13 protein-coding genes are annotated in these 13,098 nt (G+C 58.3%); 3 read left to right on the top strand and 10 right to left on the bottom strand.

Annotation, left to right across the window (positions count from 1 at the left end):
• Nucleotides 1-27: 27 nt before the first annotated feature.
• From NKH90_RS25715 to NKH90_RS25685, 7 genes are all read right to left on the bottom strand, one after another.
• Nucleotides 28-999, bottom strand: coding sequence for a UDP-glucuronic acid decarboxylase family protein (locus NKH90_RS25715; protein ID WP_352821701.1), 972 nt, complete (start codon nucleotides 997-999; stop codon nucleotides 28-30).
• A 343-nt stretch (nucleotides 1,000-1,342) separates the two neighbouring features.
• Complete coding sequence (locus tag NKH90_RS25710; protein ID WP_352821698.1) at nucleotides 1,343-2,095, bottom strand: glycosyltransferase family 2 protein; 753 nt, start codon at nucleotides 2,093-2,095, stop codon at nucleotides 1,343-1,345.
• Nucleotides 2,096-2,116: 21 nt separating this feature from the next.
• A complete protein-coding gene (gene gmd, locus NKH90_RS25705; RefSeq protein WP_352821695.1) occupies nucleotides 2,117-3,211 on the bottom strand; it encodes a GDP-mannose 4,6-dehydratase in 1,095 nt (364 codons plus the stop codon).
• 161 nt (nucleotides 3,212-3,372) lie between these two features.
• Nucleotides 3,373-4,650, bottom strand: a complete 1,278-nt coding sequence (locus NKH90_RS25700; protein WP_352821693.1) for a sugar transferase — start codon at nucleotides 4,648-4,650, stop codon at nucleotides 3,373-3,375.
• Between the two features lie 40 nt (nucleotides 4,651-4,690).
• The gene (locus NKH90_RS25695; RefSeq protein ID WP_352821691.1) at nucleotides 4,691-6,010 is read right to left on the bottom strand and encodes a UDP-glucose dehydrogenase family protein; all 1,320 of its coding nucleotides are present in this window, start codon (nucleotides 6,008-6,010) and stop codon (nucleotides 4,691-4,693) included.
• A gap of 145 nt (nucleotides 6,011-6,155) precedes the next feature.
• Nucleotides 6,156-6,719, bottom strand: coding sequence for a transcription termination/antitermination protein NusG (gene nusG, locus NKH90_RS25690; protein WP_352821689.1), 564 nt, complete (start codon nucleotides 6,717-6,719; stop codon nucleotides 6,156-6,158).
• A gap of 403 nt (nucleotides 6,720-7,122) precedes the next feature.
• A complete protein-coding gene (locus NKH90_RS25685) occupies nucleotides 7,123-7,713 on the bottom strand; it encodes a biotin transporter BioY (RefSeq protein ID WP_352821687.1) in 591 nt (196 codons plus the stop codon).
• 114 nt (nucleotides 7,714-7,827) lie between these two features.
• Here NKH90_RS25685 and NKH90_RS25680 point away from each other — a divergent pair, with 114 nt between their 5' ends.
• The gene (locus NKH90_RS25680; RefSeq protein WP_352821684.1) at nucleotides 7,828-8,736 is read left to right on the top strand and encodes an MBL fold metallo-hydrolase; all 909 of its coding nucleotides are present in this window, start codon (nucleotides 7,828-7,830) and stop codon (nucleotides 8,734-8,736) included.
• 13 nt (nucleotides 8,737-8,749) lie between these two features.
• Here the strand turns inward: NKH90_RS25680 and NKH90_RS25675 are convergent, their stop codons facing one another.
• Nucleotides 8,750-9,535 (bottom strand): DUF1499 domain-containing protein, encoded by a 786-nt coding sequence (locus tag NKH90_RS25675; protein WP_352821682.1) that lies wholly within the window; start codon nucleotides 9,533-9,535, stop codon nucleotides 8,750-8,752.
• Between the two features lie 83 nt (nucleotides 9,536-9,618).
• Nucleotides 9,619-11,247: a fatty-acid--CoA ligase gene (locus tag NKH90_RS25670; protein WP_352821680.1), complete on the bottom strand. Its 1,629-nt coding sequence runs from the start codon at nucleotides 11,245-11,247 to the stop codon at nucleotides 9,619-9,621.
• A 174-nt stretch (nucleotides 11,248-11,421) separates the two neighbouring features.
• Between NKH90_RS25670 and NKH90_RS25665 the strand changes: the two genes are divergently transcribed.
• Entirely contained in the window at nucleotides 11,422-11,808 is a 387-nt protein-coding gene (locus NKH90_RS25665; RefSeq protein ID WP_352821678.1) for a hypothetical protein, read from the top strand.
• A gap of 126 nt (nucleotides 11,809-11,934) precedes the next feature.
• Nucleotides 11,935-12,324, top strand: coding sequence for a DUF427 domain-containing protein (locus NKH90_RS25660; RefSeq protein ID WP_352821676.1), 390 nt, complete (start codon nucleotides 11,935-11,937; stop codon nucleotides 12,322-12,324).
• Here NKH90_RS25660 and NKH90_RS25655 read toward each other — a convergent pair whose 3' ends face one another.
• The gene (locus tag NKH90_RS25655; protein ID WP_352821674.1) at nucleotides 12,325-13,062 is read right to left on the bottom strand and encodes a polysaccharide deacetylase family protein; all 738 of its coding nucleotides are present in this window, start codon (nucleotides 13,060-13,062) and stop codon (nucleotides 12,325-12,327) included. It lies immediately after the preceding gene.
• Nucleotides 13,063-13,098 lie beyond the last annotated feature (36 nt).

The raw sequence follows: 13,098 nt of genomic DNA, 5'->3' as shown, positions 1-13,098 counted from the left end.
ACCGTTTTTCAGTGTGTAAAACCCGTTTCACCGATCGTCATCCCTATCGAGGAAAGTCTCAAAATAGCGGATCGTATGCTCAAGCCCCTCCCTTAGCTGCATCTTTGGGCTCCAATTAAGTATTGCTTGAGCTCTCGATATGTCCGGCTGCCTTTGCTTAGGATCATCAAGGGGAAGGGGCAAAAAAACGAGCGACGATTTAGACCTGACCCTCGCTGTAATCTCTTCGGCCAGCTCCTTTATTGTAAATTCGACCGGATTTCCAATGTTGATTGGCCCAGTGATCTCATCACTAGAGTCCATCAAACGCACCATCCCGTCGATTAGATCGTCGACATAACAAAACGATCTTGTTTGATCCCCTTTGCCATAAATAGTAAGATGCTCGCCTCTCAGTGCCTGCATTATGAAATTGGAAACAACTCTGCCGTCGTTTGGATGCATACGCGGACCATATGTATTAAATATTCTCATTACTTTTATCTTCAAATTGTGCTGCCGATGATAGTCAAAAAATAGTGTTTCGGCGCATCGCTTGCCTTCATCATAGCACGAACGGGGGCCGATAGGATTTACGTTGCCCCAATATTCTTCAGTCTGCGGATGTATGAAGGGATCCCCGTAAACTTCGCTTGTCGATGCTTGCAGGATCTTGCACCTAAGTCGCTTAGCGAGTCCGAGCATATTAATGGCGCCATGCACCGAAGTTTTAGTTGTCTGCACTGGATCATGCTGATAATGAATCGGAGAAGCTGGGCAAGCAAGATTATAAATTTCATCAACCTCCACATAAAGCGGGAAGCAAACATCATGCCTGAGAAATTCGAACCGAGGATTTGTGTGGAGATGATCTATATTTCTCTTGCTGCCGGTGAAAAGATTGTCAGCGCATACAACTTCGTTACCATCGCGAAGCAGTCGGTCTATTAAATGCGAACCCAAAAAACCTGCGCCGCCGGTTACTAAGATCCTTTTTCTACTCTCATATAGCTTTGTCACGCTACTAATTCCCAATCTACATTGTTGCTATACATTAATAACAAGTAATGTTCATCCCGATCAAATTGAGAGCTCATAAGATATTTGATCGCTTAATACCAAATTGGCTATTGCGTCCTACCGACTTTCTGACGCGGCGCCAATCGAACGTTTTACCTGGGTATGATACTTGGCGAGTTTTGGACCGGCATAAGTTCCGCCTTGAGTATGTCGGACTCTGCTGGCTGGCAGGTAACTTGATTCTCGGCACGCGACGATATCGGCGGCGCACACTTGGGAAATGATTTCGTCCCCTCAAAAACGCCTCCGAGGTCGGCACCAAAAGACGGCGAGGAATAGCTGCTTAAGCATTTGTGAAAACAAGTTGCCCAAGCTTGCGCGCCGGCTTCGCCACCAGTGCGTAGTCAACTATGCCTGAACCGAGCCATCGACGTCTTGCTCGCAACGCCTCCATGTTATGGTTGATATATGACATAAGACTGCTAGTGCTAGCCCCGCCAACCATCATATCTATTAAGATGTGATCACACTTCGCAGATTTGAATTCATAGAGTTCGACGGCCCGCAACATCCAATCATAATCTGACGCGACTTTCAGGTTAAGGTCGAATGCACCTACTGCTTCGGCGACCTTCCGCTTAGCGTAAAACGTCGGGTGAGCTGGCATCCAACCCGTCCGAAAACCTTTGAGGGGCCTGGGAGCAGCACGCCAGCGCCGCACAACCGTCTTGCTCAGATGGTTTTCCACGAAGTTTAGATCGCCATGCACAATGTCGGCGTGTTCCAACCCTGCGGAAATCCGCCCCAGCACCGTTCGGTCGTGAAAGCAATCGTCGGAATTCAGCACGCCTACCGCATCACCCGTATAGAGGCGCAGCCCCTTGTTGAGCGCATCATACATTCCGCTGTCCGGCTCGCTGATCAGCCGGAGCTGGTCCTGTGGGTAGGACCTGACTATATCCAGTGTCTCGTCCGACGAACCGCCATCGACGACTACCAGTTCCTTGTCCGCATGATTCTGGGCAAAGAAGCTGTCAATCGTATGCTTGATGGTCGCGGCCGAATTTCGGCAGACCGTCAGAACCGAGATCTTCATGTCAATCCGGTCCGACGCTGCTTACTGGGCCGCAACGCGCATCCGATCTTCGTCCAGGCGCCGGTGCTCGGATTCCCGCTTTACCGTTTCGAGGTCGGACTGGACCATCTCCTGGATCATTGTCGCCAGCGATGTAGTTGCCTTCCACCCGAGAACGCTCTTCGCCTTCGAGGGATCACCGATCAAAAGCTCTACTTCGGTCGGTCTGAAATAGCGCGGATCCACTTCGACCAGAACGGCGCCGGATTTCGCGTCGATGCCTTTTTCTTCGATTCCGGAACCAACCCACTGGATTTCGGTCCCGACTTCGTTGAACGCAAGCTCGACAAAGCGGCGGACCGAGTTCTTGACCCCAGTTGCAAGGACATAATCGTCGGGCACCTCATGCTGAAGAATTCTCCACATACCTTCGACATAGTCGCGAGCATGTCCCCAATCCCGTTCAGCCGACAGATTGCCGAGATAGAGCTTGTCCTGAAGGCCGAGGCTGATTGCGGCGGCCGCGCGCGTGATCTTGCGGGTAACGAATGTCTCGCCGCGCATCGGGCTCTCATGGTTGAACAGGATGCCGTTCGAAGCATGGATGTCGTAAGCTTCGCGGTAATTCACGGTGATCCAGTAGGCGTAGATCTTTGCCGCCGCATACGGTGACCGAGGATAGAAAGGCGTCGTCTCGCGCTGCGGGATCTCCTGCACCTTGCCGTAGAGCTCGGAAGTCGATGCCTGATAGAAACGCGTCTTTTTTGTCAGGCCAAGCAGCCGGATGGCTTCGAGAAGGCGCAATGTACCGATCGCGTCGGCGTTCGCCGTATACTCCGCGGTCTCGAAGCTCACCTGGACATGCGATTGTGCGGCGAGATTATAAATCTCGTCTGGCTGCACTTCCTGGACGATGCGGATGAGGTTGGTAGCGTCCGTCATGTCGCCATAATGCAACGACAGCCTTACGTTCTTTTCATGCGGATCCTGATAGAGATTATCGATACGACCCGTATTGAACGACGACGACCGCCGCTTGATGCCGTGGACATCGTAGCCCTTTGCCAAGAGAAGTTCCGCCAGATAGGCGCCGTCCTGGCCGGTGATGCCGGTAATAAGCGCGGTCTTCCTAGTCATTGTGCTTTCTCCGAGGTCGATACGACAGTATTTTCAACGGTGATCAGCGTAACTTTTGACATTGCAAAATACCCATTTCAAAAAAGCTGGTGGTTATCCCCATCCTGCGAAGCTCGTGAGCGGCGGCTTGGCTACGTCGAGCAGCGATCTTCGCCGCCTTGTCAACGCGCGCCAAATCCCGTCAGCATGGTTCGGACGGTACGAAACACGATCAGCACGTCGAGCCAAGGGGAGAAATTCTTGATGTAGTAGAAGTCGTAGTGAAGCTTTTCCAAGACGTCGTCCACGGCTGCAACATGGCCCTGGTTGACTTGCGCCCAGCCGGTAATGCCCGGCCGCACGATGTGACGGTACCGATAGAATGGCAGCTCAGCCTCATACCAGTTCGAGAGCACGAGTGCTTCCGGCCGCGGACCGATCCAGCTCATCTCGCCGCGCAGGATGTTGAAGGCCTGCGGCAATTCATCGATCCTGGATTTTCTCAAGAGCTGTCCCAGGCGGGTGATGCGTTCGTCGCCGGCCTTCGTGATGGCCGCTTCCTTCTCGTCGGCAGCCGTGTCGCTGAGCTTCATCGTTCGAAACTTGTAGACCTCGTAGGGATGCCCTCTGTAGCCCATTCGCTTCTGTCTAAATAGCGCCGGTCCAGGTGAATCGATCTTTACGGCAATCGCCACGAACAACAGCAATGGCGAGAACACGACAAGCACAAACAATGCGGAAGCCAAGTCTATTGCTTGCTTCACCTTCAGGTAAGCCTGGTTTGGATTCAAGGATCCCAATGTATTTTCAGACAGATGCTCTATCTCTACCCTGCCGGTGAGCGACTCACTGATTTGCTTGACGTGATAAACCGGCGTTCCCGAGAGGGCGCGATCGGCAATATACCGCTCCCATTCATCCGAAAGGTTGGCTCGAAGATCAGCCACCACGCCGGTCGCGTACTCGACGACCGTGTCGGGCGAATGAATCCTGTGCCAGTTAACGCCCGGTATGTGCTCAAGCCTGTTGACGTCTCCGCCAGGAATTATCGCCAGCCGGTGTGCATCGAGCCGCCGCGTAGCCAAGCTCAAACCAAAATACCACAATGTCGATTGAATGAAGCTCGCCGCAGCCTGGAACCGACTGTAGTCGAATCTGAAGAAGAAGATCGTCGCGAACACCAGACCGTAGGTCAGGGCGAAGGTTGGCAGGATGTACCCAGCCGCCGCAACGCCCGGGAAATTGCCGATGCGCTTATAGATGAAATAACCTGTCATGTGAGCGATAAGTGCCGCAAAGATCGTCACCTGCAGGTTCGGTGACCGGATTACCTCCTGATCGAACGACAGGCGGATCAGCGCCGGCAGCAGAATCGCGAACGTCAATCCGCCAAGCAGCTGAAACCGCATCCGGAGCAGGAGATGCCGTTTGTTGGGTAAATGAATGGTGGTGGCGATCAATTTGAATCCCGCGAATCGGGCCCCTTGAAAACCTGGACGCTCACAGGACAGGATGCCGCTCTCGGCCGACGCTCGAATACGCTATGCCTTCCTTCACGACGTCCTCGCCGCGGTAGACGTTTCGCAGATCAACCATAACCGGCGTCGCCATGAGTGCACGAAGCCGCTTCAGATCCAATGACCGAAACGCATTCCACTCGGTGACGATGACGATCGCATGCGAGCCCTCAGCTACCGCGTAGGCGCTTTCCACGAATGCAATGCCCTCGATCATCTTGCGCGCCTGCTCCATGCCGACCGGATCATACGCCTTGATCGAAGCGCCCGCGTCCTTGAGTGCCTGAATGATGGCCAATGAGGGGGCATCGCGCATGTCGTCGGTGTTCGGCTTGAACGTGAGGCCGAGAATACCGATGGTTTTGCCGCGAACCGAGCCGTCGCACGCCTCGACCACCTTGCGCGCCATCGCCCGTTTGCGCTGGTCGTTTATCGAGACCGTCGCTTCGATAAGCCGCACGGGGCTTGCCGCGTCCTGCGCGGTCTTGACCAGTGCCAGCGTATCTTTCGGGAAGCAGGAGCCGCCATAGCCCGGCCCTGCGTGAAGAAACTTTGCGCCGATGCGGTTGTCCATGCCGATGCCGCGCGCGACGTCCTGCACATCGGCCCCCAACCGCTCGCAGAGATCGGCTATTTCGTTGATGAAGGTGATCTTCATGGCCAGAAACGCGTTGCCGGCATATTTGGTGAGTTCCGCCGTACGCCGGCTCGTATGAAAAATCGGAGCGACGTTCAGCGAGAGCGGGCGGTAGATCTCGCCCATCACCGCTTTGGCCCTTTCGGCATCGGTCCCGACGATGATGCGATCGGGCCGCTTGAAGTCCTCGATCGCCGATCCTTCGCGCAGAAACTCCGGATTGGAAACCACCGCAAAATCGGCGTCGGGATTTTGCTCGCGGATGATTCGTTCCACCTCATCGCCGGTACCGACGGGGACGGTCGATTTCGTCACCACGACCGTAAATCCCTTGAGCGAGCGGCCGACTTCAGCGGCCGCGTCGTAGACGAAGGACAGATCGGCGTGACCGTCGCCACGCCGCGACGGCGTGCCCACAGCGATGAAGACGACATCCGATTGAGAAACCGCATCCGCCAGATTGTCGTCGAATCGCAAGCGACCTTGCAGGGTGTTGGTCGTGACGAGATCGTCGAGCCCTGGCTCGTAGATCGGTATCTTGCCAAGCTTGAGCATGGCAAGCTTTTCCGCATCACGATCGACACAGCAGACCTGATGGCCAAAATCGGCGAAACAGGCGCCCGAGACGAGCCCTACATAGCCGGCACCAATCATTGTTATTCGCATATGCGGACTCTCAATCAGCGCCGATGAGGTAACTTCGCCACACAGCGCGTATCCCCATTAACGACGGCTACCGCACTCCCGGGTGAAAACCCGAGAGCCGATCCTACAACAATTTACATCGCCTCGCCGCGCCTTACGCTTGCGACTACGCGATGGCTACTAGATCCCTGGCATTCAGATCGACAGGGATCTCGCCATTCATGATGGCAACCAGAACCCGAGCCCTTCCGGCTGGATCGAGCCGGTCAAGGCGACCGATCATTTCCGCGAAAGGGCCTGACAGGATCCGGACCGAAGCGCCGGCTGCGAGGCTGTCGCTGAAATCAAGCAGCCCGTCCTTACCGGTCAACGCAATCAAACGCTCTACCAGACCCGAGGGGACCGGCAAAGGCCGGTCGCCTTGCGTAACGAGGGAACGCACACCGAATGTTCCATTGACTGAACGCCAACGTTGCAGTCCGAGGTCAAGGGCGATGAACATATAGCCCGGGAAATACGCCGCAGACCGGGTTTCGAGCCGCCGGGCATGACGCACGGTTTTCTCGCAGCGAGGCACAAAGGGCTCGAATCCCTGGATCCGGAGATGCCGCTCTGCGACATGCTCCTTCCCGGGAAAGACGCTGGCCGCATACCAGCGCGTTGCCGGCGCGGCGGCCGGCTCAGGCGACAGGGCTGTTGCCTTGCTCGTTGTTTTTTCCGCGCTACTCACGTGTCTTCCTTCGGCGGTCGGCGGCATGATCTCAGGTCAACGGTTACGACAGTGTGTGGATACCAACAAGCAACCAAGCCACTAAAGTCAAGGCGGTTGGGTTAAGAATTTCCTACACATTGTCCAGAAATTTAGCTGTGCCTAAATAATCACCGAGCCGCTTTCTTTTTCAGCTGGCTGAGATGCTATGTCGAGCAATTTATTTCCATACGCAGGTGCTTGGTTACGCTGGTCGTGACGAATCGCCCGTTGGTTCTGGTACTTAGTCCGTCGACTTGAAGCTAATGTGACGGATGGCGTCGCGCTAGAAGCCGGCCGCCAGCGACAAAGATCCTGCACGGCCACACCAACTACGGCGAAAAATCACTGTCGCGCAGAACAGGTAATCACCGCTCGACCGGCTTCACGAACGCTTCAGCAGCGACCAGACAGCTGGCACCAGGCTCGCGGCCAGCGCAACCTTGATCAGATCACCGACGATAAAGGGCACCACCCCGAACTGCCAGGATTTTTCCGGGCCGATCAACAGCGCCAGCCAGGCAAAGCCCATTGCCATCATGACGATCTCGGCCACCAGCATGGCATTGAAGAGCTTGATAGGATGGCGATCCCAGCCACGGTCGGCAGCCCAGCCGACGATCGTCGCCATGACGACGAAGCCGGCAAGATAACCGCCGGTCGAACCGAGCATGTAGGCGATGCCGATGCCCTTTTCCGGCGTGCTCTGGAAGACCGGAAGGCCCAACGCGCCCTCAGCCATGTAGAGAAGCAGCGTGGCGACGCCGAGGCGCATGCCGAAGGCGGCAGCGATCAGCAAGACGGCGAGCGTCTGCATCGAGATATCGACCGGTCCGAGCATGACCTTGGTCTTGGCAGACAAGATCAGCAGCAACGTTCCGGCGATCGCCAGCAAAAGCTGTCCTGCCAGCCGGGCCGCGCCTTTTTCGGGCAGAGCGAGAGAAATAAGCGGACGCATCGTCGTTGCAATTGCCATGGTCTTCCCCGTTCCGGATTGCCGCCGAACGCGGCCTTGCGTTTTCCTATATTGGCTTCCGTGCTATGCGGCAATCGGTTTTGCCCTCGCCCCAAAAAAGGTCGCGACGTTCGCATGGCGCTGAAATTCGATACACGCTTCGAACCGTCCTATGGCAAGGGCGTGATCGTTGCGCCTGGTATTCAACGCGTCACGGCCCCGAATCCAAGCCCGTTCACCTTTCACGGAACCAACAGTTATATCGTCGGTCGCGAGACGGTGGCGGTGATCGATCCCGGACCGGATGACGAGGCACATCTTAGAACACTGCTCGAAGCGATCGGGACCAGGCCGGTCAGCCATATCTTCGTCAGCCACACGCATCGCGACCATTCGCCGCTGGCGGCGCGGCTGAAGCAGCATACCGGTGCGGTGATTCTGGCGGCGGGCCGGCATCGCCCGGCGCGGCCGTTGCGCACCGGCGAGGTCAATCCGCTCGATGCCAGCGCCGACATCGAGTTCGTTCCAGACGTCGCGCTGCCGGATGATATGGTGATCGACGGCGATGGCTGGGCGATCCGGACGGTGCTGACGCCCGGCCATACCGCCAATCACGCGGCCTTCGCGCTGGAGGGAACCGGCATCCTTTTCTCGGCCGATCACGTCATGGCGTGGGCAACCACGATCGTCGCACCGCCGGATGGCGCGATGGCCGAGTACATGACATCGCTCGATCGGCTGATCGAACGTGACGACCGGCTGCTGCTGCCCGGTCATGGTGGGCCGGTGGCCGAGCCGCGCAGCTTCATGCGCGGATTGAAAACGCATCGCAAAATGCGCGAACGCGCAATTCTGGAGCGAATGAACAGCGGCGACCGGACAATCAAGGACATGGTGGACGCGATCTATCGAGACACCGACCCGCGCCTGCATGGCGCGGCCGGCCTGTCGGTGCTTGCCCATCTGGAAGATCTGGTGGTGCGCGGCCTGGTCCACACCGATGGCGCCCCGGCTATCGACGGCATATATTCGCCGCCAACGTAGCACACTTTGGATATCATTCCGCCGGCGCCACACCCACCTGCCCGGCGACTTCCTGGTCGAGTTCGGCAAGGAAGTCGGTGATGCGCGCTGCATTGTCGCCAAGGTCGTAGCGGCCGTAACGCGAGGCCGAGCGCATATCGACGATGACCGCATCACCGTCGTCGGTCACGCGGATGGCGACATCGGCGGGAAGGCCAAGCAGCAAGCCCTTGGCCAGCGCATCGACCGTCACGTCGCTTTGCCCTGCTGCGTCTGGAAACGGCGCCGTGAGCCGCCAGCCGCGCCGATCGAGCACCGTTTTGACCGCCTCCAGAACGCGATCGAAAGGCAAGGTGTAGCTGCGTCCGGTAACAAGCGGATAAGCTTCGATTTGCAGGCGCTGCTCGCCGGGTGTCGTCGGCAAAAGCTTGTTCATATCCTTTGTCCGGGTGGAAATATCGAGCACCGGCGGGTCGTCCAGATCCGTCGAGATATCGCGCAGCGGCGGATAGGTCGCCACCCAATAGGCCGCGACGCCGTAAGGGATGAGCACCAGAACCGCCAGCAAGGCGCCGACGATCAAGTCATGGCCGCCGCGATCACCGAAATTCCACAATCGCGCAAAGGCAAACCCGGCGAACAGAAGCGCAAACGCGGCCAGCAAGGCGACAATGGCGAGCACCCACAGGAATGCCGACGTCTCGACGAGATCAGATCGGTGGCCGATGAGTACCGTTAGCAGCAGGACTGCCGAAAACGCGCCGGCGCGCCGCGACCAACCGGCAGCCCTCGACGTCTGTCGCTCGGGAATTCCCGTCATTGCTTTCCGCGCTGCCCCAACCCGAACAAAGGCATAGTGCCTTTCAGCGCCGGCTTGAAGACGCAAAGACGCCGCATCTCCGGTCAATCCGTCGGCAGGTGATAATCCCGGAACTGCTGTCGCAAGGTAATCTTCTGGATCTTGCCGGCAGCGGTGTGTGGGATTTCGCTGACAAAAGCGACGTCGTCCGGCATCCACCACTTCGCCACCTTGCCGTCCATGAAAGCGAGGATGTCGGTCTTGAACGGATCCCTGCCCGGCTTGCGCACGACCACGAGCAAAGGCCGCTCGCCCCATTTGGAATGCGGAATGCCGATGGCGGCGGCCTCCGCCACGTCGGGATGGCCGACAGCGAGGTTCTCGAGCTCGATGGTCGAGATCCATTCGCCGCCCGACTTGATCACGTCCTTGGCGCGATCGGTGATCTGCATGTAGCCGCCGGGGTCGATATGCGCGATATCACCGGTATCGAACCAGCCGTCTTCATCGAACTGTTCGGATCCGATGCCGCCATAATAGGCGCGCGCGACGGCCGGCCCGCGGACTTTGAGCCGGCCGAAAGTCTTGCCGTCCCATGGCAGCTCGTTATCGTCGTCATCCGTTATCTTCATTTCGATGCCGAACGGCGTAAAGCCCTGCTTCTGCTGGACGGCGAGGCGAGCCTCACCCTTCAGCCCGGTATAGTCCGGCTTCAGGGTACACAGCGTGCCGAGCGGCGACATCTCGGTCATGCCCCAGGCGTGGACGACCCGGACATCGTAATTGTCCTGGAACTTCGTCGTGATCGCGCGTGGACAGGACGCGCCTCCGATGACGACTTTCTGCAGATAGGGCAGTTTCTTGCCGGTTTCTTCCAGATGCTGGAGGAGCATCATCCACACCGTCGGCACGGCGGCGCTGAAGGTCACCTTCTCGGTGTCGAGCAGCTCGTAGATCGAAGCGCCATCCATCTTGCAGCCGGGCATGACCAGCTTGGCGCCAATCATCGGCGCGCTCTGGGCAAGGCCCCAGGCGTTGGCGTGAAACATCGGCACGACCGGCAATACGGTATCGCGCGACGACAGGCCCATGGCGTCGGGCATCGCTTCGATCATGGCGTGCAGCACGTTCGAACGATGGCTGTAGAGGACGCCTTTCGGATCGCCCGTGGTGCCCGAGGTGTAGCACATACCGGCGGCGGTGTTTTCGTCGAAAGTCTTCCAGGCGAAGTTGCCGTCGGCTTCAGCAAGCCATTCTTCGTACGCAACCACATTGGGCAGCGCAGTCTCCGGCATATGCGCGTTGTCGGTCAGCACGATAACCTGCTTCAGCGACTTGACCGCGCCGGCGATCTTTTGGAGCAGCGGCAGGAAGGTCAGGTCGACGAAGATCGCCTTGTCCCCGGCATTGTTCATGATCCAGGTGATCTGCTCGGGAAAGAGCCGCGGGTTGAGCGTGTGATAGATGGCGCCGACACCCATGATGCCGTACCAGGCCTCGATGTGGCGCGCGGTGTTCCAGGCCAGGGTCGCGATGCGGTCGCCAAGCCCGAAACCGTCACGCTCGAGCCGCTCGGCGACCTTCAGGGCACGATCATGGATTTCGGCATATGTGCTGCGCACGATCGGCCCCTCGATCGAACGCGACACGATTTCGCGGCTGCCGTGCTGCCTCTCGGCATTGTCGATCAGCTTATGGCAAAGCAGCGGCCATTCCTGCATCAGCCCGAGCATCTTGTTCCTCCCGTTATTTTTCGCCATTGTGGGACGAACCCGCGGATTGTCCAGCCAGGATCGGGCTGTAGCGGGGCGTGGAGCCAATTGAGGCCGAATTCGCCACAATCCGGCCATGCTCGGCGTTAACGTTGATTAACGGCGGGGCGCGATTGGCGAATGAAAGAGGTTCGCATGGACGCGCAGCTCGACGACAAAGCCCTCGAAAATACGCTTGCCGAAAGCCTGGCCGATCTGGTGGCGGCCGATGTGGCGCAGGCTGATCTGGCGCCTGACGCCAAAACCGTTTCCGAAGATGAATTCGTCGAGGTCGTCGGCGGCGCCCTCGAAGCTGTCGGCGGCACGCTCTTGTTCAAGATGTGTGTCGAGAACGAGGGCGAAGCCCAGCACGTCGCCGCCGCATCGGTCGGCGATGGCGGCAATCGCCAGTTCCTGCTGCTCACCTTGCCGACCAACGGTGGTGCTTTGAAGGTCGAGACCACCTCGAAAAGCACCAATCCGGTGGCCGGGATTGCCGCCGCCTATGCCGGGCTGATGGACGCTTTCCAGGCCGCCGCCTGATTTTAGGCGGGATACCGGAGGAAAGCGCAAGACTGCCACCCGCGGGCGATGCCCGCCGGTGGCTGGCAGGTCTTGCGCAAGGCGCTTGCCAGACACATCTTGGGGTAGGAGGCAAGGAGATCCGATATGGACCAGATCGCAAATCCGTCACCCGGCTTTCAACGCAATCCGGACAAGGTCATCACGGTCGAGCCTTATAAGGGCACCGTGACGGTGCGCGTCGGCGATGTCGTTATCGCCTCGTCCAGCAAGGTCAAGGTGCTGAGCGAACCGCCCTATCCGCCTGTTTTCTACATTCCGTTCGACGACATCGACTTCAAGCAGCTTGGTAAGACCGAGCTCTCGACCCATTGCCCCTACAAGGGCGATGCCAGCTATTGGAGCGTGCTGCCCGCCGGCGATGCGGGCAAGGATGCGATGTGGGCCTATGAGCGGCCGTTCGACGAGATGTCAGACATTTGCGACCACGGTGCGTTCTATCCAAACAAGGTGACGATCAAGGCCACGCCCGACTGATCAGTCGGTGGTGCCTTCATCGCCGATGCCGTCGGCATCGTCGAGACGCACGAAGGTGAGGCCTTTGGCCTTCAACGCCAGAAGTCCCTGCACCACGCCTTCGCCGGCCGCATGGGTCGGCTGGTTGACGTGAGCGATGATGACGTCGCCGTCCTTTGCCGCGGCAATGCGCCGGGCGGTCTCTTTTGCGCCGAGCAATGAGCCGCCATCGCCGTTGATCGAGAATCCGGCGATCTTGAAACCAAGCTTGCGTATCATCGCGATCGCCGACGGGCTGTATTCGGCGGTTGCGCCGCGAAACCATTTCGGCGCCGGTTCGCCGGTCACGGCAAGAGCGGCAGCACCCGATTCGACCTCGGCCAGCACGGCCTGCGGGCTGCCGGCACTGCGAATGCCGTAGATCTTTTGCGGCGTGTCGACAGCCGGGACATGGCGGCCGCCATGGTTTTCCAATTCAAACAGTTCGGGATGCGCCCGCATGATCTCGATGGCGGCGGCGTTGTGCTTCAACCAGATGCCGGTGACGAAAATGGTGGCAGGAATCTTGTTTTCCACCAGCGCCGAGAGAATCCGTGTGTCGGTCCTTCCGCCGCACGCATCGAGCGTCAGCGCGACGCGGCCGCCGCCCGCCTGGGCCTTGATGTGCAGCGTCGGTGCGACGAGCAACTGGGCGTTGCCGGGAGAAACAGCCCACAGCGACATCGCAATGGTGCAAAAATACTTTTGGAACGGGCGCATCGATTATTTCCAGGTCGGCCAGATCAAAGTTGAAGC

It is taken from the genome of Mesorhizobium sp. M0898 (assembly GCF_040319695.1).
Taxonomy (GTDB): Bacteria; Pseudomonadota; Alphaproteobacteria; order Rhizobiales; family Rhizobiaceae; genus Mesorhizobium.
The sequence above is the reverse complement of the archived record's forward strand: the minus strand, read 5'-3'. Positions and strand labels throughout refer to the sequence as shown.